At 43.7% G+C, this 19,849-nt stretch carries 20 protein-coding genes; 4 read left to right on the forward strand and 16 right to left on the reverse strand.

Features of this window, described 5'->3' with window-relative positions; translation table 11 throughout:
• Positions 1-126: 126 nt before the first annotated feature.
• On the reverse strand, positions 127-1,275 hold the full coding sequence (queG, locus tag CHH48_RS13070; protein ID WP_095219581.1) for a tRNA epoxyqueuosine(34) reductase QueG: 1,149 nt from the start codon (positions 1,273-1,275) through the stop codon (positions 127-129).
• Between the two features lie 273 nt (positions 1,276-1,548).
• On the opposite strand from queG, the gene dat reads away from it, so the two are divergent.
• Complete coding sequence (dat, locus tag CHH48_RS13075; RefSeq protein WP_095219582.1) at positions 1,549-2,412, forward strand: D-amino-acid transaminase; 864 nt, start codon at positions 1,549-1,551, stop codon at positions 2,410-2,412.
• A gap of 33 nt (positions 2,413-2,445) precedes the next feature.
• Here dat and CHH48_RS13080 read toward each other — a convergent pair whose 3' ends face one another.
• From CHH48_RS13080 to CHH48_RS13095, 4 genes are all read right to left on the reverse strand, one after another.
• On the reverse strand, positions 2,446-3,615 hold the full coding sequence (locus CHH48_RS13080) for a hypothetical protein (RefSeq protein ID WP_095219583.1): 1,170 nt from the start codon (positions 3,613-3,615) through the stop codon (positions 2,446-2,448).
• Positions 3,612-4,796 carry a DUF58 domain-containing protein gene (locus tag CHH48_RS13085; RefSeq protein WP_095219584.1) on the reverse strand — a complete coding sequence of 395 codons (1,185 nt, stop codon included), beginning with the start codon at positions 4,794-4,796 and terminating at the stop codon, positions 3,612-3,614. Before CHH48_RS13085 ends, CHH48_RS13080 begins: the two co-directional genes overlap by 4 nt.
• Positions 4,796-5,743 carry an AAA family ATPase gene (locus CHH48_RS13090; protein ID WP_095219585.1) on the reverse strand — a complete coding sequence of 316 codons (948 nt, stop codon included), beginning with the start codon at positions 5,741-5,743 and terminating at the stop codon, positions 4,796-4,798. Before CHH48_RS13090 ends, CHH48_RS13085 begins: the two co-directional genes overlap by 1 nt.
• Before the next feature lie 97 nt (positions 5,744-5,840).
• Positions 5,841-6,482, reverse strand: coding sequence for a TVP38/TMEM64 family protein (locus CHH48_RS13095; protein WP_095219586.1), 642 nt, complete (start codon positions 6,480-6,482; stop codon positions 5,841-5,843).
• A 319-nt stretch (positions 6,483-6,801) separates the two neighbouring features.
• Between CHH48_RS13095 and murA the strand changes: the two genes are divergently transcribed.
• The 3 genes from murA (at position 6,802) to CHH48_RS13110 (ending at position 9,428) form a co-directional block, all read left to right on the forward strand.
• Positions 6,802-8,082 carry a UDP-N-acetylglucosamine 1-carboxyvinyltransferase gene (gene murA, locus CHH48_RS13100; protein WP_095219587.1) on the forward strand — a complete coding sequence of 427 codons (1,281 nt, stop codon included), beginning with the start codon at positions 6,802-6,804 and terminating at the stop codon, positions 8,080-8,082.
• A gap of 93 nt (positions 8,083-8,175) precedes the next feature.
• Positions 8,176-8,682 carry a metallophosphoesterase family protein gene (locus tag CHH48_RS13105; RefSeq protein ID WP_095219588.1) on the forward strand — a complete coding sequence of 169 codons (507 nt, stop codon included), beginning with the start codon at positions 8,176-8,178 and terminating at the stop codon, positions 8,680-8,682.
• A gap of 5 nt (positions 8,683-8,687) precedes the next feature.
• Entirely contained in the window at positions 8,688-9,428 is a 741-nt protein-coding gene (locus CHH48_RS13110) for a glucose 1-dehydrogenase (protein WP_095219589.1), read from the forward strand.
• 36 nt (positions 9,429-9,464) lie between these two features.
• Here CHH48_RS13110 and CHH48_RS13115 read toward each other — a convergent pair whose 3' ends face one another.
• The 11 genes from CHH48_RS13115 to CHH48_RS13165 form a co-directional block, all read right to left on the reverse strand.
• Positions 9,465-10,250, reverse strand: coding sequence for an SDR family oxidoreductase (locus CHH48_RS13115; RefSeq protein ID WP_095219590.1), 786 nt, complete (start codon positions 10,248-10,250; stop codon positions 9,465-9,467).
• A 17-nt stretch (positions 10,251-10,267) separates the two neighbouring features.
• A complete protein-coding gene (locus CHH48_RS13120; RefSeq protein WP_095219591.1) occupies positions 10,268-11,128 on the reverse strand; it encodes a GRP family sugar transporter in 861 nt (286 codons plus the stop codon).
• A gap of 94 nt (positions 11,129-11,222) precedes the next feature.
• Positions 11,223-12,956, reverse strand: a complete 1,734-nt coding sequence (gene cydC, locus CHH48_RS13125) for a thiol reductant ABC exporter subunit CydC (protein WP_245840382.1) — start codon at positions 12,954-12,956, stop codon at positions 11,223-11,225.
• Positions 12,943-14,664, reverse strand: coding sequence for a thiol reductant ABC exporter subunit CydD (gene cydD, locus CHH48_RS13130; RefSeq protein ID WP_095219592.1), 1,722 nt, complete (start codon positions 14,662-14,664; stop codon positions 12,943-12,945). Before cydD ends, cydC begins: the two co-directional genes overlap by 14 nt.
• Complete coding sequence (cydB, locus tag CHH48_RS13135; protein ID WP_095219593.1) at positions 14,664-15,680, reverse strand: cytochrome d ubiquinol oxidase subunit II; 1,017 nt, start codon at positions 15,678-15,680, stop codon at positions 14,664-14,666. The genes cydD and cydB overlap by 1 nt, the downstream gene beginning before the upstream one ends.
• Entirely contained in the window at positions 15,667-17,067 is a 1,401-nt protein-coding gene (locus CHH48_RS13140) for a cytochrome ubiquinol oxidase subunit I (RefSeq protein ID WP_095219594.1), read from the reverse strand. Before CHH48_RS13140 ends, cydB begins: the two co-directional genes overlap by 14 nt.
• A 231-nt stretch (positions 17,068-17,298) precedes the next feature.
• Positions 17,299-17,832, reverse strand: coding sequence for a hypothetical protein (locus tag CHH48_RS13145; RefSeq protein ID WP_095219595.1), 534 nt, complete (start codon positions 17,830-17,832; stop codon positions 17,299-17,301).
• A 23-nt stretch (positions 17,833-17,855) separates the two neighbouring features.
• The gene (locus CHH48_RS13150; RefSeq protein ID WP_095219596.1) at positions 17,856-18,326 is read right to left on the reverse strand and encodes a GNAT family N-acetyltransferase; all 471 of its coding nucleotides are present in this window, start codon (positions 18,324-18,326) and stop codon (positions 17,856-17,858) included.
• A gap of 11 nt (positions 18,327-18,337) precedes the next feature.
• Positions 18,338-18,520 carry a DUF4177 domain-containing protein gene (locus CHH48_RS13155; protein WP_095219597.1) on the reverse strand — a complete coding sequence of 61 codons (183 nt, stop codon included), beginning with the start codon at positions 18,518-18,520 and terminating at the stop codon, positions 18,338-18,340.
• A 49-nt stretch (positions 18,521-18,569) separates the two neighbouring features.
• Positions 18,570-18,986 carry a GNAT family N-acetyltransferase gene (locus tag CHH48_RS13160; RefSeq protein ID WP_095219598.1) on the reverse strand — a complete coding sequence of 139 codons (417 nt, stop codon included), beginning with the start codon at positions 18,984-18,986 and terminating at the stop codon, positions 18,570-18,572.
• Positions 18,964-19,761 carry an alpha/beta hydrolase family protein gene (locus tag CHH48_RS13165; protein WP_095219599.1) on the reverse strand — a complete coding sequence of 266 codons (798 nt, stop codon included), beginning with the start codon at positions 19,759-19,761 and terminating at the stop codon, positions 18,964-18,966. The genes CHH48_RS13160 and CHH48_RS13165 overlap by 23 nt, the downstream gene beginning before the upstream one ends.
• Positions 19,762-19,849: the final 88 nt, after the last annotated feature.

Genomic DNA, 19,849 nt, shown 5'->3' on the forward strand with positions numbered 1-19,849 from the left:
AGGTATTTCATACCACTTAAATCACAAAAAAATATCCTTGTATTCCATCTTATTACTATATACCCAGTCTTTTAAACAGCTAAACTATGAGATATAAAAAAAGGAGCATTTAATTTATGCCCCTTTTCAGTGTGATTCTGCATATTCCTCTTCGAACTGTAGTCCTTTACGCATTTCTTCAAGTACTTGATCGTCCTGCTCTTTATCCATCGCTTTCCTTACTGCATCGAAACCTTCCGGTAACCCAATCTTACCAATGGCCCAAGCGGCTGTCCCACGAATAACAGGTCTTGGATCTTGCTCCATCAGCTCAATCAAATCCGGTACGGCTGATGTAGTCTTATAATGTGCAATGGCTAGTATTGCATTGCGCTGAATCGGTTTCTTTCCTCGCCAAGAACCGGAGATCAGGCCGAATTTTGCTTTGAATTCTTTATTCGACATCTTGAGTAACGGTTTCAGCAGCGGTTTCACGACCTCTGGATCTGGCTCCATTTCTTCATGAAGGTGGAAATCCATGCCTTTGTTCTTTGGACAAACCAGCTGGCATGTATCACAGCCATAGATACGGTTTCCGATTTTTGAACGAAATTCGTCTGGCAGGAAATCTTTCGTCTGCGTAAGATAGGCAATACAACGCTGAGCATTCAGCTGGCCGCCTTGGACAAGGGCCCCTGTGGGACAGGAGTCAATGCATTTTGTGCATGTTCCGCAACTATCCTCTACAGCTTCATCCGGTAAGAATGGAATGTTGGTAATCACTTCACCAAGATACACATACGATCCGAATTCGGGCGTAATGACAAAACTGTTTTTAGCACTGAAACCGATCCCCGCTCGCTCAGCTACAGCTCGATCAGATAACTCACCTGTATCAACCATTGAACGATAGGTAAATCCTTCTACCCTTTCTGAAAGAAAAGCAGTCAGTTTATTCATTCGATCGCGCAGCACTTCATGATAATCCATTCCCCAGGAGGCCCGACAGAACAATCCGCGCGGTTCTTCCTTCGTACTTTTTGGTGCATTAGGCAATCTGGAAGGATACGCGAGCGCTATTGCGATAATGGATTGAGCAGAAGGCATAAGCTTCTTCGGTTCAGTCCGTTCCTCGATTGTACCTTTCTCAAAACCTGACTGATAATTGTTTTCTTGCTGCTGTTTTAATCTTTCCTTCAGCTCCTGAAAGACATCCGCCGTTGTGAACCTGATTTTATCTACACCGATCTCCTTGCTGTAGGCAATCAGCTCCTGCTTCAGCTGTTCTGCATCCATTATACGGCCTCCTTTCTTTATCATTATTTCCATAATATACATAGTAAAAACGCAATGCCTCGTTACGTTTAAAACGAGACACTGCGTTGGCTCAGGGGTAGTAAACAAGTGCATGACAAGCGAAATGATTACCCCGGTTTATAAATAGTATGTTAAGTAGTATAACAAGGTTTTTACATGCACGCAACATTCTAAACATAATTCGACAAATTTTTTTCTCGCCTCTGCTTTCACCTCTGCTATACTGGATTTTAACAAGAGGGAGGTAAGGATATGAGCTTGTACGATTACTTACTAACGCAAGATGGGATAATCACCAAAGAATCACTTTTATATCCCTTTGAAGAAAGAGGTTTGCAATTCGGGGACGGTGTTTACGAGGTCATCCGTATATATCAAGGGACATTTGATTTGCTGGAGGAACATATCGATCGGCTTTATCGTTCCGCTGAAGCGATTCGGCTGGAAGTTCCATTTGCTAAAGATGCATTGATTGCTTCTCTCCATCAACTGTCAGAGAAGAATGATGTACAAACAGATGCAAAGCTTTATCTGCAAATCACTCGCGGTTCTGCACCACGAGAGCATAGTTTTCCAGATGTGCCGAGTAATTTCTATGCTTATATGGAACCTAGTGAAAGGCCTGTGTCTCCGCTTCAGCAAGGCGTACGTGCTGTTTTGGCAGATGATATCAGATGGGATTTATGCTACATCAAAAGTCTGAATTTGCTGCCAAATATACTAGCCAAGCAAACTGCCAAGGAAAAAGGAGCTTTTGAAGCTATTCTCCACAAAAATGGCACTGTTACAGAAGGATCATCCTCCAATGTATTCATCATTAAGGATAAGATTCTTTTCACACATCCTGCTGCAGAAAACATCCTGCATGGCTGTGTCCGCAGCAGAGTATTGGCACTTGCACTAAAAGCAGGATTGCAAGTGAAGGAGACAGCCTTTACAACTGACCAGCTGCTCCAGGCAGATGAGGTATTCATCACCAGTACGACCAGTGAAATCATGCCCGTCATCGAAATTGAGGGGAGTCTTATCGGTAATGGGAAGCCGGGCAGCGACACGCGCACTCTCCAACTTGCCTATGAAAAAGAAAGCGGAATTCAAACTACAGCATTTGTATGAATAAAAGACCAATAGGATTGGGACTGTCCCATCCTATTGGTCTTTTATTTGTTTCTTAGCCTCTCGGATATCCTGCTCAAAAGCTTGCAATTCTTTCTTAGAAATTTCTGCTTCTCCATACCTTACTTTCTCATAAATTGAGAGACTAGTGTCGGGGATACCGATGCGGGTGAGCCATTCTTGCCAAGTCTCCGAGCTTCTCCTCCCTTTCTTATGCCTATTGGCGTAGCGTTCCAGCTGGAACACATGCTTGCGAACTAGCTGCACCGGCGGCATAATCCGAACCGACTGATTTTCTTCCGATTTGTCAGCAAGTGGTGTAAAAATCATCTGCTGTTCTGCTTGCATTGCACCATCATCAATGCTGATTCCATCGAGCCTTTGCCTTTTGTAAAGCCAAATTACGAGCAGGATCAACAGAACTCCGCCAACAGCAATCCAAACCCAAGTACTACCCACGCTGACCGTTTCTTCTACTTTTTCCGTCCTAAATAACGGCGGCAAATCTGGAATCTGAACCATATTGTTTCCTTGCTCCTCGGCTGTCGTGGAGGAAGACTCGATAAACTGATCACCAACCCCAAATCTTGTCAGCGCCCATTCCAGTCCATTTCCTGCATAGCGGAAAACTGAACTGAACATCGCTCCTGCAATTGCTTGAACAACAGGATAAAGAAGCCATGCCAGCCCTCCTGTAGAAATAGCGGCTAACAGAAAAAGAACGACAGGTGTCTCAAGCATCCCTTTAGGTTCTTGACCTTGGGTATGATAAATCCAATAGCCTGCAAAAAATATGATGATTGTCGTTAAACCTGCTGCAACCAGCTCTGTTCGATAGAAGAAGAGCAAGATCGTTATCAATAAGGAGAGATAAAGCATGAGGTAAACATATCCATAAGCAGGTTCTGCCTCTGTCTCCTGAACGGTGAGTCTCCAATAAAGAATGCCTGCAACAATGATAGTGAACCAAATCGGCCATCCGAGCACCACACTGCCAATGAGAATGCCGGTCGAAAGAAGCGGTACAATCAGCAGCTGACTGCGAATATATCGATTCATTACCCAAAAGACAAGGAGCATGGATACGAGCAAAAAGTGATAACCGAAGAAAAGCGACTGCTCGAATCGTATCAGAAACGGCACACAGAGCAGATAAAGGAAAAATCCCTCTAACAGATAAGTAAACCCTGCTGCATACCTCATGCTCTCACCCATTCCCGGTTCAAAGTTACTTCCTCCAGAACAGCCTTTATTGGGTCGACGTGGTACAATCTACCGTTCATCCCATGCAGGGAAGTCGGTAATTCGCCTATCAAAATAGAAACGGTTTGATTCCTTCTCATTTTCAAGTGATGCAGCACAGAGGTGATTTCAGTCATACCATCCTCAGCATGTACGCTTGCCAGCAGATCGAGGGCATTTTTCACATCTGTTTCGGCCTGCCCTGCACTTTCTGTATAGATATGCGTCTGCCCTTTTGCCCGCAGATTTATGTGCATATCAATCGGATATCCGTTCTCAGCTGCTTGGTAGATGATAAAAGCAGCACAAGATAGAATTCTCTCTAGTTCCGGAGAGACATACGCATTACCCAGTCTGCTTGTTGTACTAATATTCAAGATAAGCGTAATTGTCATATCATAAGTGCGCTCTAAAACTTTTGTCTGCAGCATATTTTTTCTTACACTGGCCTTCCAATGGATACGACGGAAATCATCTGTCGGTAGATAATCCCTGATTGACTTAATTTGGAGCGGATCCTCTGTCAGGGCAAGATCTGCTAGAACATGACCAGCTTGCTGACTGAAAAATTTTTCCACTCCGTGAACCAACTCCTGGGTGGGATAAACGATTACACTCGTCTGGTATCTGCCTAGGTATGTCAGCTGAAGAAGCTGCATCCTGAACAGCGGTAAATAAAGCATGATACTAGATGGTGCTGCTATTCCTCTTTTCACGGCAATAAATGGAAAACTGACTTCGAGCGCTTGTTTTTTTGGTATATGAAACGATGTCTCATATAGCTGTGCATCTGATCCAACTATCGGCTTTCCCCGCAGGCTGTCAGCTGCAAGAGCATCTTTTACTTGGAATTTAAGATTAGCATTAGGAAGAGACAGGTTTCCCTTATTTTCGAACCGGAAGTTAATGACTGCTCTTTCCCCAGGAAAAAGCCGAATTGTTTTCCGTTCACTTTGCAAATCCAGATGACGACCAAGGCACTTATCGTAATACCGCTGGACAAGAATGATCGCAGCAATTACTCCTGCTAGGATAAAGAAAGCCCTGATACCAACCCATAAGCCGAGAAGGAATACAATAATAGCCAAAAAAGACAGCAGATCAGAAAAACGATCTTCCGGCATTTCCCTTCTCCATAACATCAGGACTGACTCCCTGACTCGACAGGAACAGTAGTATTAGCTAAGATCTCTTCCACGATTTCCTGCTTTGTTTTCCGGATGGCTCCCTCCATGGTCAGCATGATCCGATGTCCCAGTATGAACTTGGCTAATAGCTTGATATCTTGAGGTGAAACGAAGTCTCTACCATCCAAAAGAGCATACGCCTGTCCCGCTTTCAGCCATGCAAGTGCCGCCCGCGTACTTGCTCCAAGCCGAACTTCAGGATGATTTCGACTGGCGTGAATGATGGATAACAAATAATCCTTTACATCATCTGTAATATGGATACTGTTTACTTCCTGCTGCAGCTGAAGCACTGTCTCTGGATTCAATATCGCTTCATTACTAATTCCAACTTGCTTATATGTATTGAGAATGTTCCTTTCATCCTCCAGCTCTGGATAATCAAGCTGGATACGCAGTAAAAAACGATCCAGCTGTGCTTCAGGCAGTGGATAAGTTCCTTGCCCTTGTTCAACAGGATTTTGCGTAGCAATAACCGTAAATGGAACAGGAACGGGCAGTGTCTCACCATCAATTGTAAGCTGCTGCTCTTCCATTACCTCCAGCAAACTGGATTGTGTTTTCGGCGCAGCCCGGTTGATTTCATCAGCAAGCAGCAGATTCGTAAATGCAGGACCGTACCTGATCTCGAATTCCTGTTTCTTCGGATTGAAAAATTGAATTCCAGTTACGTCACTTGGCAAAACATCGGGTGTGAACTGAACACGGCGGAATTGTCCGCCATAGACAGCTGCTACCGTTTTGGCAAGTTTTGTTTTACCCGTCCCTGGCACGCTCTCTAATAGCACATGACCATTTGCCAGTAATGCTACAAATAAAAGTTCAACTGCTTGATCTTGGCCGATAATTTCTCGTTTTACATATTGTATGCTGCGTCGTAAAGACTGTTTTTTATCCTCCATGCACACATCACCTCCATTTGGAATATTCTTTCAATTATCTCATCATAGCATAACTCTTACATTCTAAAGAAAATAAAAAAAGACAGCCTCAGCTGTCTTATGTCAGTATTTCTTTTATCTTGTCTCTTTTCCAAAAGCCTATCAGAGCACAAATCAATATAATCAATAGAATAATAGCGATATACGTATAGTTTAAGGATACGATACTTGACCCGACAAGTGCATAAGTCATCGTCCCCGGAAGCACGCCTAATACACTGGCGGCCATATATTGCTTGAACTTAACACGTGTCAGACCGGCAACATAACTGACCAGATCATAATTGAAAACCGGCAGCACCCGCATGACTAATACATAAAAGAAACCTTCGTCATGCAATTTCTGCTTGATTTTCTCCACTCTTTCACCTAAATCCTTATCCCCGAATCGCTCGGAGAAAAAGTGAGCTAGAAAATATGCGACGATAGCAGCACCCGCAGAACCAATTAAAATGAAGATAGTCCCTTTAACAAAGCCGAACGCTAAACCACCAGCAATCGATAATACAGAGGAAGGAAAAAATATGACGGGTTTAACCGCATAGATTCCCATGTAGATTAATGGAGATACGATCCCAAATGAAACAATCCACCCTTGGATATCCTCAGGTGACAGTTTAATATGTTCCCGGACGAACCAAAACAGAAAAAGAACAAGCAGCCCGATAGCCGTGCCCTTGATAACCTTTTTTCCTTTCATGATGAGCCTGCCTTTCTTTTGGTATAGTCCAGTCCTTTTTATTGTAGCACAAAAGTCTGTTACCGCTAGTATATGAAACTCTTACCTTAGGGGTTCGAAGATATAGGTAAAAACTGCATACAGGAATACTTATTCCCTATCTACTTCTTAGCTGATTAATGGTAAAATGAAATTTATGTGCATATGAGAGCAGATAAAAAGCGCTAAAGGCTGTTCAGAAATACTGGATTATACAAAGAAGCTAGGTATATTCCTATTTTCTTAATTCCTTTTGTTTCTGACCTTTCAGGCGCTGTAATTAGACAAGGAGCGTAATAGAGTGGACAATGCATGGTTTGAAGTCAGAAAAAGCGGCCCGCTAACCGGAGAAGTTACCATTCCAGGTGCCAAGAACAGTGCGCTTGCACTGGTTGTAGCAGGCTGTTTGACAGATGAGACAATCACAATTCATGATATTCCCGCTATCCGGGATATCTTATTGATAAAAGAACTTGCCGAGGATATCGGCTTGCATATGAATGAAAAAGAGAAAAATACGTATGAGCTTACTGGTAGACATATTACTTCCGGAAAACTTGATTTAGCCAAGACATCGGATTTCCGCGCGTCGTATTACTTTGTCGGAGCTTTGCTGCATAAAGTCAAAACCGTGCAAATCGGTTATCCAGGCGGAGATGACTTCGGTTCCCGTCCAATTGATCAACATGTGAAGGCTCTTTCTGCACTTGGAGCAACATTTGATTTCAAGCAGCAGTATTATGAAGTAACTAGCGAGAAATTGACAGGTGCGGAGATTACATTTGATGTGATTACATCAGGTGCTACCATCAACGCTATGCTCGCAGCAGCAAAAGCTGAAGGACGCACAACACTGCATAATGCTGCAAAAGATCCGGAAGTAGTTGATTTAGCGAACCTCCTGAACTTAATGGGAGCAAAAATCAAAGGTGCCGGTACAGAGAAGATTACGATTGACGGCGTGGAGTCTCTTCATGGTGGAATCGAACACACAGTAATTCCGGATCGTTTGATTGCTGGTGCATTTTTGATGGCAGCAGGTGTGACGAATGGCCGGATTACAGTTAAAAATGTCATTCCTGAGCACTTAGCAAGCTGTACGAACAAACTGATTGAGCTAGGTATGACAATTACAGAAGACGATGACTCGATGACAGCTTCAGGAACTGCGCTGCAAGGTGCTCGCATCCAGACAGGCATGTATCCAGAACTTGCAACTGATTTGCAGCAGCCTCTTACTACGCTGCTCACGTTAGCAGCTGGCTCTAGTACGATTTTGGACAAAGTATATCCAAACCGTAATGGGCATGTTGCTGAGCTGAAGAAGCTTGGTGCTGACATCGAAGTAGTTGATCATCAGATCCTAATTCATGGCGTTGCTAAACTAACGGGCGCAACAGTAAAAGCACATGACGTTCGCGCTGGTACTTCTTTGATTTTGGCTGGCCTTGCAGCTGATGGCGTAACCAAAATCACGGATGTTAAGCATATTCAGCGTGGTTATGAGGATATCGTCGGGCTGTTCACACAGCTTGGGGCAAATATCACGTTGCATCAGCCAGAGCATCAGACTCAAATCTAACATCAACCGCTCCCCTACTTGTAGGTGAGCGGTTTTTTTATGATTGCTGAAACATGCTTTAGGGTAATATGAGATTGATTGGAGGAGAAGCTGATGCGAATCATTATTTTAGCTGATACACATATGCCGCGTATGGCAAAGGTTTGGCCAGCTGCGCTGCTTCCCTATCTAGAGCAAGCTGACCATATTATCCATGCTGGTGATCTTCAGGACAGCCGAGTTCTTGATTCACTTGCATCTTTCGCTCCAGTTACAGCTGTCTCAGGAAATATAGACAGTCCCGAGCTGATTGATAACTTACCAAAAAAACAGCTCCTTACCTTTCATGGATTAAGAATTGGGTTAACACATGGACACGGAAAGGGAAAAACCACTGAAAAACGAGCGAAGCTGGCATTTGAAGGCGAATACCTAGATTTGCTCATCTTCGGACACTCACATATTCCTGTTCATAAAGAAGAAGCAGGTCTTGTTCTATTCAACCCCGGATCTCCAACAGATAAGCGGCGGCAGGAGCAATTCTCATTTGGCGAATTGATTGTTCAAAAGAATGGCACATGGTCTCTAAAACATATTTTCTATAGCGATAAGAAAGGATGAATGTAATGGAATTCTCAGGCAAAGTAGTTGTCGTTACTGGAGCAGGAAACGGAATTGGAAAGGCGGTTGCCCTTCAGTACGCTGCTAAAGGAGCGAAAGTAGCCGCAGTTGATATGGATCTAGAAGCAGTCGAACAAACTGTACAGGAAATGGCAGGAGAAGGACTTGCCCTCCAAGCAGACATGCGGCAACACACACAAGTGACTGACTTTATGAAACAAGCCTTTGACCATTTTGGGCAAATAGATATTTTGATTAACAATGCTGGTATTAGTGCGTTTAAGAATATGTTTGAACTAGCTGTCGAAGAATGGGATAGCATTATCAACACGAATTTGCGCGGAACTTTCCTAGCCAGCAGAGAAGCCGCCGGATATATGAAGCACAGCGGAAAAGGCGGCTCGATTGTAAACATTGCATCGACTCGTGCAACTATGTCGGAACCTGATACCGAGGCATACGCTGCAACCAAAGGCGGGATCGTCGCTCTTACGCATGCACTTTCCATGTCATTACAGGATGACTACATTACGGTAAACAGCATTAGTCCAGGCTGGATCGAAACGAAGGAATATGACAGCCTTCGTCCTGTCGATCATGATCAGCACCCTTCCAAGCGCGTAGGAACACCATCAGATATCGCCAGAGCATGCGTTTTCCTGACATCAGCTGAAAATAATTTCATCAATGGTGAAAATATTGTTATAGATGGCGGCATGACACGCAAAATGATTTATGAACACTAAAAAAGACAATGCCCGCGGGGGCATTGTCTTCTTTTTTCAGCCTCTTCCTGCTTGGAAGCTTGGATACTTGGTCATACCGCCATCTGCAAATAATGTAATACCTGTAACGTAGCTGGATTCATCAGAAGCAAGCCAGACAGCGACAGCTGCAATTTCTTCTGGCTTTCCGATATAACCCATTGGAATCATACTCTCTACATCTGCTTTTTGTTTTGGATCTGCGAATTTTTCAGCATTGATTGGCGTGTTGATTGCTCCTGGCCCGATATTGTTCACACGAATCTGTTTCGGAGCATATTCAAGAGCTAATGTTTCGGTCAATAGCTTTACCCCGCCTTTACTAGCTGCATAATGTGCAAATAATGGCCAAGGAATCATTTCATGTACACTGGACATATTGATAATGTTTCCTTTTACATTATTTTCAACAAAATACTTCAATGCTTCACGCGAACCTAAGAAGGCACCTGTCAAATTCGTTCCGATAACACGATCCCAATCCTTTAGCGACAATTCATGAGAAGGTACCGGATTTTCGACGCCAGCGTTATTAATCATGATATCTAATTTACCAAATGAATCGATAGCTGTCTGAACAAGTTTTTTAACGTCCTCTTCCACCATTACATTTCCTTGTATGGCTACTGCATCACTGCCGCTGTTTTTAATTTCTTGGACTACCTCATCGGCCTTTTCGCTATTGTTGTAATAATTAACGACTACTTTGGCACCTTCTTGCCCAAAGCGTAAAGCCATAGCTCTCCCGAGACCAGTAGATGAACCTGTAATGACGACTACTTTTCCTTGCAAACTTGGATACATTAGAAACTCTCCTTTTATCATGATTTTGTATAGCCTAAGAGGAAACCGGCAAGTACGATTAGGACAATACCAATACTTATGCTGATTAACTGTCCCTTCGTTTTCTTCTCACCTAAAATGAAAATACCGCCTAGTGTGGAAATGACGATGCCCATTTGAGATAAAGAGAAACTCGTTGCAACCCCTACACGCGGCTGCGAAATAAATAGGAACATATTCCCCGCAGCCCATATCAAACCAGGAAGTATATTTTTTATGGTATAGAAATCATATGGTCGGTATTTCACTGTCAATATTATTCCGCCTGCCACCATGCCGACAGCCTGTGGGAATAAAGCAGTCCACCCATCGACACCGAATAGTCTGGCGATAACAACATAAACGAGATAGCCGACTGTCGAGATTGCAATGTAAATTAGACCTTTACGGAAAGCACCACGACTCTCTTCATCGCCCCCCTCTCCTTTTGCTCGTCTGGAAGTCAGGATTGCACCGACGATTATCAACAATAATGCCAGGATTCCAAGAATGACCGCTCTGGTTGTATTCCATTCTCCGAACACAATCACACCGAAAAGAGAAGTGGAAACAAGCTGTGCTCCGGTCGAGATAGGCATTGTTCTAGAAACACCGATTGCATGGACACTTTTCAGCTGGAAAGTTTGTCCAAGTGACCAAAACACCCCAGACAAGAAACCGATCAAAAAGATAAAGCCGGTCAGTTCGGGCCGTACGAAGAAATACAGTACAATCGAAAGCAACAGAGCACCGATAGTCGTACCAAGAATCTGGTGATAAGGGCTCCCTCCAAGCTTGACATTGAATAACACGATACTGCCCCAAAACAATGCAGGCAGAACGGCAAGAAGTATATCCATCACGTCACTCCATTTCCAATATGCTTACGGGTATTATGATGCGTTTTCTATTGATTTATGCATAAAAAAAGATCCAAAGCTATATAGCTTTGGATCAAATACGCTGGAGTGCCGCCGGGCGGTCCAGCTCATATAGTTTTCTGTAATGCGGGGACTCCTTCAGCAATTGCGCATGCGTCCCGCGCATTTTGATTTTCCCTTCCTCAAGGAAAATAATTTCATCCATCTGTTCCATCCCTACAAGGTGGTGTGTTACCCAAAGCAAGGATTTTCCGGCCAGGCTATCGAAAATCGTCTTCAGCAAATCACGTTCTGTGATTGGATCAAGTCCTACAGTCGGTTCATCTAGCATGACGATCGGCGTATTCTGGAGCAGAACCCGCGCCAGAGCAATACGCTGACGCTCCCCGCCGGAGAAACGCTGTCCGGTTTCTTGCATCGATGTCTGATATCCTTCTGGCTGACTGGCTACTAAATCATGTAATTTGACTTGTTTCATAATAGCTTTCACTTCTGCTTCAGTCGCAGATTCATTCGCCAGCAGTAGGTTATTCGCCACACTTGTATAGAAAAGATAAGGATTTTGATTCAATACAGAGACCAGGTTTGTCATATCCGAACGAATGGATGATGCTTCATAACCATTGATTCGTACAGAACCGGAATCTGGAACCAGCATCCCTTGCAGAAGCTTTAGCAATGTTGATTTACCCGCACCACTCTTACCGATAATGGCAATTTTTTTACCTTGTGTCAGCTCGAGTGATAAGTTCTTGATAACACTTTCCTGTTCCTCATAACCAAAACCTACATCATCCATAGTCAGCTGAACATTCTCAAACGAACCTTCATAGGAGACCGCTTGAACGATTGTTTCCTGATTTAATTCCAGTTCGGTGACACGGTTAAGTGACTCCTCATACCGAGGATACTTTTCCACAGCATTCGATACAGGTAAAATCGCCTCTGACAGAGGAATGATGACAAGAACAAAAGCAGCAATGAATACATCTGTTATTCTTCCATCCGTAAACAAACTAGCACCGAAAGCAAGCATTGTTACCAGCATGGCCGCAACAACGACCTGCCCGATGAATTCACGATAATAAGACCAGTTCTTCGACCGTTTGTCAGCTTTATCCTGTGTTTCCTGGCGCTTGAAAAAGCGACTGAAGAAATGCTGTTTTTGTCCGCTCAGCAGCCAGTCATGGATGCCAAGGAAACCATCTGTCACATATTGATAAAGCTTATCCTTGTCCTTCTTGTAAGCCTGATTGGCTGCTCGCATATGCAACAGCGAGAAAATCGGCATAACAACAACCAGCACGAAGAAGTATATCGCCATAAGAAAAGCAAATCCAATACTAAAGTAACCAAGTACACAGATACTGATAACGTATAGAAGAACCGCGGATGCAGTCGGCAGAATCGTACGCAGGTACAAATCTTGCAGGCTCTCGATATCCTCAGCCAATATACCGAGCACTTCTCCGGTTTTCATCGATTTGCTCGTTGCTGCTTTGGGTTCTACTAGATGATAAAGCCTAGTCCGCATCTTAGCCAGCACACGGAGAATGAAATCATGACTTACCAGTCGTTCGGAATAACGGAATACTGAGCGTCCAAGTCCGAATGCCCGAACGAGCACAATTGGCACATACACAAGCAGGATGTTCTCCGGCCGAAGTGATGATTTAGAAATCAAGAAGCCAGATGTGAACATCAGTGCCGCAGCTGATCCCACTGTCAGCATACTTAGCAGCAATATGGTCAGCATGCGATATTTATATCTTTTAACATATGGCATGATCCAGTCACGATGCTTCATGATTATCCCCCATTTGTGCTTCAAGCAAACGGACATATAAGCCGCGGTTCGCCATTAATTGTTCATGCGTGCCACACTCTGCTATTCTGCCGTTATCCATGACGACAATCAGATCCATTTCCTGCATCCAATGAAGCCGATGGGATGCGAAGAACAACAGTTTATCTGCAGCAAGTTCATCGATTACTTCTTTCAATTCATATTCCGTTTCAATATCAAGCTGTGCTGTTGGTTCATCCAGCAGGACAATCGAACGATCGCTCAAGAATGCCCGTGCCAGGACTACACGCTGTGCTTGACCACCGCTTAAGCTGCGGGCCCCTTCCCCAATCAAAGTGTCAGAGCCCTCTGGAAGTCTTTCGACAACTTCTCTTAGCCCAGCATGATCAATCGCTTTTTCTACTCGTTCATCAGAGGCTTCCGGCGCATAGAATCTTACATTGTCCTTGATGCTGCCTTGGAAAATAAATGGATGCTGCGGAATGTATGCTGTCTGTTTCTGCCATGCTTCAGCTGAGAAATCTAGAGGCTTCCCGTCCAGCTCCATTTCACCAGAAACAGGATCGATAAAGCCACTGAGTAAATCAATGAAAGTTGATTTGCCGGCACCACTTGCTCCAATCAAACCGACCTTCTGATTCCCTTTGATACTTAGCTTTATCTCTGACAAAGCAGGACGGTCATTGTCGTACGTAACCGTCACATCGTTTAAGACAAGCTCACTGTCTTCTCTCCAAATCCCTGCTTGATTTCCTTTATGCTTCTCTTCTGCAAGCTTGATAACTGCAAGCATCTGATCACCTGCATCCTTACCATCCAATGTAGCATGATAATCATTCCCTACCTCACGAATCGGAAGGAAGTACTCTGGTGCAAGCAGCAGGATCATCAATGCTGGCTCCAGCAAAAGTGTCCCATCAATCAATCTGAGACCAAGCGTAACAGCAACGAAAGCAATTGCAAGCTGTGTGAATAAGTCCAGCGCAAATGAGGAAAGAAACGCGATTCGCAATGTACCTAACGTAGATTTACGATACTGTCCGCTTACCTTTTCAATCGTCTCGCCATGCTCCTTGCTGCGACCTAGGAATTTTAATGTTTCCAATCCTCTTAACGAATCAACAAAGTGATTGGAAAGCATACGGTATGCCTTCCACTGACTGTCCATTTTCTTCTGTGCAGCTAAGCCAAGCAAAATCATAAATGCAACCAAAATAGGAATGGTAACCAATAAAATGACAGCCGAGATATCATCGTGCAGCCAGATATAAACTAGTACAAGCCATGGCGTAATCATATTGGAAACAAGCTTTGGCAGGAACAGCTCCAGATAGTCCCGCAGCTTACCTGCTCCCTCCAGCAAGAAGGTAACCAGATTCCCGGTTCCTTCCTGTCTAGTGTAGCGTGGTCCCAGCTTGAATACACTTTCCAAAAATGATTTCCGCATATCCTCAACAGTTGCTTCTGCGAAGCGATAACATATTTTTTTAATGATAAGCTGCAAAAGCTGCCTAGCAAGAAAGGCTGCTATAAAGCAGCCTATAAGTGGTATTTGGGAAGGGAAGCTTTCCCCATGGAATAGGTGCGTGATGGCTTCCGCCAGCCATTTCGCTTGAAAGATAATGGCCACAGCTTGCAGCAGCGTTAATGCGGATAGCCCTAGCAGCACCGTTTTTATTCCTTTATAAGCCATTAAATTTCTGCCCATTAGTATTCCATATGCTCCTTATGATCTACACGTTTACGGAAAACGTAGTAGCTCCAAATTTGATAGCCTAATACGAATGGCAGCAACGCCAAACTGATATAGGTCATGACTTTTAAAGAATAATCTCCTGATGATGCTGACTGTACAGTTAAGCTGTAAGCTTCACTGATGGAACTGATCATTACCCGTGGGAATAGACCAATAAATACGGAAGCAATCAGCAGAATCATGATTAAACCAGACATCAGGAATGCCCAGCCATCACGTTTACGTGTAATGAAATAGCCAGATGCGATATAAACAAGAATACCGACCATGAATAGATACTCTAAAATATTGCCATGTACACTGAACATATCTGTTTTAAAGAATGTCATTCCAAGGAATGCCACCAATAAAATTGCGTTAATCGGCAGCAAACTTTTCGCTGCTCGACGGCAGCGTTCACGTAATGTGTCCATCAACCGTAGTGTTCCGAAGATAAGACCATGCCATACGCAAAGCATTGTCAATGTCACTCCGCCAAGTACTGTATAGACGTTGATGACATCGGATATGCCAGCATGCATATGCATATTCTCATCAATTGGTACACCTTGGATCAATGCAGTGAACATAATACCGAAAACAAGCGGCGGAATAATACTGCCGAAGAGTATCACCCAATCCCAAGTCTTGCGCCATGTCGGATGGTCTGCTTTACCGCGGAACTCGAATGCTACCCCGCGGCCGATCAGCCCGAACAAAATGAAAGCAAAGCAAAGATAAAAACCGCTCAGCATCGACGCATACCAGTTAGGGAAGGCTGCGAACATCGCACCAATAGCTGTAATCAGCCATACCTCATTCGCATCCCAATATGGACCGATGGAATTGATGAACGCTCGTCTTTCCAAATCATCTTTAGCTACAAATTTACTTGCAATCCCGACGCCGAAATCGAAGCCTTCCAGGAAGAAGAAGCCAACGAACAAAACTGCGACGAGGATGAACCAAAATTCATTAAGAGAAAGCATGTTGACCCTCCTTCGTGAATGGATCTGCGATTGGTTCTGTTTCTTCAATATCGTGCTCCGGTCCTTTTTTGATTTCACGGACAAACAAAGTAATCATGACCGCGAACAGAATCAAATACAGAGCCGAGAACGTGATAAGGGAGAAAAGAACTTCTCCTGCTGTTACACCGGCACTGACCGCATCCTCTGTTTTCATATAACCGAATACAACCCAAGGCTGACGACCGATTTCAGTCATAATCCAACCGGCAGAGTTGCCGATGAACGGGAAGCTGATAGCAACAATCATGATGCGCAAATACCATTTGCTAGTAACAAGTTTTTTACGTGCATAAAGGTAAGCACCCCAGATAGATAAAGCAAGAACTGCTCCGCCTAAAACCGTCATGACACGGAAACTCCAGAATGTTGTCTTAACCGGCGGGATGTAATTACCAGGACCATATAGCTCTGTATAACGTTCCTGCAACGAATTCATCCCTTCGACTGAACCGCTGAACTCACCGTAAGATAAGAAACTTAGTACATAAGGGATTTTAAGCTCACCCGAATTTTCTTTCGCTTCTGTATCGATATTGGCAAATACTGTCCAAGGTGCAGGATCGGCACTGTCTTCCCACAGACCTTCACTTGCAGCCATTTTCATTGGCTGTGTTTCAACAAGATATAATGCCTGCTCATGACCAGATAATGCAATACCAATACCACTGATCAAAGCGACAACAATAGCTACCTTAAAGGAACCTTTATAGAACGCCACATGTTTCTTGCGTAAAAGCGCAATAGCACTAATACCTACGATGAATAATGCACCAGTCGCAAACGATCCGAAGACTGTATGCGGGAATTCGACCCAAAGCTGACCATTTGTCATGATTGCTAAGAAGTCATTCATTTCAAGTCTGCCATTTTGCAATACTTCTCCGACTGGATGCTGCATGAATGAGTTCGCAGACAGAATGAAGAATGCGGAGAAAATCGTACCTAGAGACACAAGCCAAATACATAATGCATGTACCCATTTCGGTAAGCGATCCCAACCGAAAATCCACAAACCAAGGAAAGTGGACTCCAAAAAGAATGCTAGCAGCGCTTCAATAGCAAGCGGTGCACCGAAAACGTCCCCTACAAAACGGGAGTATTCCGACCAGTTCATCCCGAATTGGAATTCCTGTAATATACCGGTGACAACACCGACTGCGAAGTTAATCAGGAATATATGTCCCCAGAACTTCGCCATTTTTTTATATTTATCATCTTTTTTGACAACGTACATCGTTTCCATGATTGCAATGATGAATGCCAATCCTATACTTAACGGAACGAATAGGAAGTGGAACAACGTCGTTGATGCAAACTGGATACGCGAAAGCTCTACAACATCCATTTTGCCGCCTTCTTTCTTTTCATAATTTTATCGGAAACTTTGTGAAATTAGTCACAATGTCCTGTTGCATTTAGTATACTCCTGCTTTCCTATTTAAGTTTGTGAAATATTGAACAATTTGTGGCGTAATCGTAACAGCTTTGTTAACAAATAAAAAAATCCCTTAAGAAAGGGATTTTCAAGTAGTTAATATGAAATTATTTTGACATTGAGTTGAGCATTGCTTCTTATTTACGCTAATAACACACGTAACGCGTCAGATGCACCTTCTGGTAGTTCAAGTTCGAACGCTTGCTGCAAATAATGCCGGTCTTTCAGGCCGCAGCTGCGGAAATAATGTTCCATTATAGAGCGCTTATCTTCTTTTCCGGGTAACAGCCAATACATGATATACCACGCCTCCATACTAGCCAGCGGCAATGCACCAGCTCTTGTTTGTTCCCTGACGGCAGAGAAGGGCATCTCAAAAACACTATTAGCATAGGAAACTGCAAAACCAGTCATCAAATCCACTTGCAACCCATCTGACATAGTGAAGGTTGTACACGACTTCGTTTTGAATCGGCCCTGTGGCAGCTTGTCCTCGGATTTAACTGCTCTGTTTTGAAGTACTTCCTTTGCTATGGAAAACTGCCAAGGCTCTACTAGTATATCGACATCGTTTGGACTAACAGACAGCCCTTTTAAATACAGCAGCAGCGAACCCCCTACTGCATATTCAATCTCATTTGCTTCCAGCAACATCACAATTGGTTTGAAATGCAACAGTTCGCCTTCCCTCCATTACATTATAAATCCTTGATATACCAAACATCACAAGCGTAATGTTCCGTTTCACTCAAAGGCTTGTCCAAAAGATGAAAGCCTTGCTTTATATAAAAACGATTTGCAGCAGCCATATTGCTCAGCGTCTCCAAGTAACATCGACTATAATGCTGCTTAGCAAAAGCAAGAGCTGTCAGCAGTAACTCGTGGGCTACACCTGTTCCGCGCATATTCTCAGCTGCATACATCTTCTGCAGCTCACAAACTTCTGGATGTCCCTCGACAGGTCCAATTCCGCAGCCCGCAACAATCGTACCTTCCTGTTCTACAACCCAATACTTTGAACCAGGCTGCTGATACAAAGAATAGAAACGGCCAAGATCTGGATCACTCCAGGCTGTTCCAGGCTTATCAGCACCAAATTCCTTCAAGCATGTTCGAATGAGCTGCTCGACTGGTTGATTGTCTTTTTCTTCTATTTCTCTAATTTGCATACTTCCACCTCTTACGCTTCTCTCTCGAAAATCAGCTCAATACTAAGAGCCATCCCGTCATGACCTGGTATCGGGTTCATACTATGTAAACGCCAGCCGTTTCTTGCATATTCCTGCACAACTTTCCGATAGTCTGTCTTCATTTTGCCGGAAAAAGCCTTCATCTCAATCGTTTCAAATGCGTATGTCATCATACTTTATTGCCCCTTTTACATTCCAACGTTAATCAACTCTAAAAGGTTTCTACAACTTCTTAACCAAATAATATTGAGTATGCCCGGCTGGATGATCCTTTACTTTTCCGAATACTGTATACCCATGCTTCTGATAAAAAGCAGGTGCCTGGAAGCTGAAGCTGTCCAATTTAATAAGCCTTGCATTGTTTTGTCTGGCATAATTTTCAGCCTCAGCTAACAGCCTCTCTCCAAACCCAGCTTTTCGCTTCGATTCTTCTACCCAAAGAAAATCAATATGCAGATGCTGCCAAAAAAGCATGCAGGTGATACCGCCAATAATGTTGCCTGTGTCATCACGAACCGTGAATGCTGTGGATTCCTTTTTGGCTCCTCTTTCTTCAGGCAATTGTTCCATATTATACGCAATTACTTTCTCTCGGATATATTCCCTTGCTTCTTCATTACTCTCCTGTCGTATCTTCATCTTCATTTCCGCCTTTCAGGAAAAACCGCTCGGTTTCGTCAAATAAGATACCCCTATCTTCAAGGTTCGCCCAGCCATGATCTGCTCCAGTCACTGTTACAAGCTCCGCTGATTCTGGATAAATCACCATATATTTCTCCGCATACTCAATAGGGGCGATATCATCTGCATCACCATGGATAATCTTTACTAACCCTTGGTAACTTTTAGCTGTCTCATAAATGTCCAATGTCTTTACATCTTCTATTAAAGCTGATCCAAGTTTTCTTCCGCGAATGTCCATAAACCCTTGTTTTCTGATGATATCTACGGGCTTCCCCTGTATGGTGCCTTGTTTCGTGATTTCATCCACAATGACAGCAGCCGGTGACCATAAGCAAAGCGACTTGATCAGCTCGGGATGCTTACCCGCAGCCATACTGGCTACGACACTTCCAAGACTCATCCCAAGTAAATGGAATTGATCTGGATCGACCTCAGATTGCTGGCGGCAAAAATGAATGAGCGCTATTGCTTCTTCTATTTCTCTCGTCACCGTCAAGTCAAAGAAATCTCCTTCACTCTCCCCACAGCCACTGAAATCAAAGCGGAACACGGCAAAACCGGCCGCCACCAGTCGATACCCCATGCGCACAAAGCTGTCCTGGTTCCCCATCCGGTTAGAAGCGAATCCATGTAGCATGAGTATTGCCGGAAACGGTCCCTTGCCTTCGGGAATATGTACAGAACCTTGCAGCAGTGTACCCTTATGTTTATAAACGAGCGATTTCTTCATTTTAAGTTGTTCCTCCTTATTTTACCATTCCCCAGATGATTGTGTAGAAAATACCAGGGATACAGAAATACAATAACGCTGCTAAATT

It is taken from the genome of Terribacillus saccharophilus (genome assembly GCF_002272075.1).
Lineage (GTDB): Bacteria > Bacillota > Bacilli > Bacillales > Amphibacillaceae > Terribacillus > Terribacillus saccharophilus_A.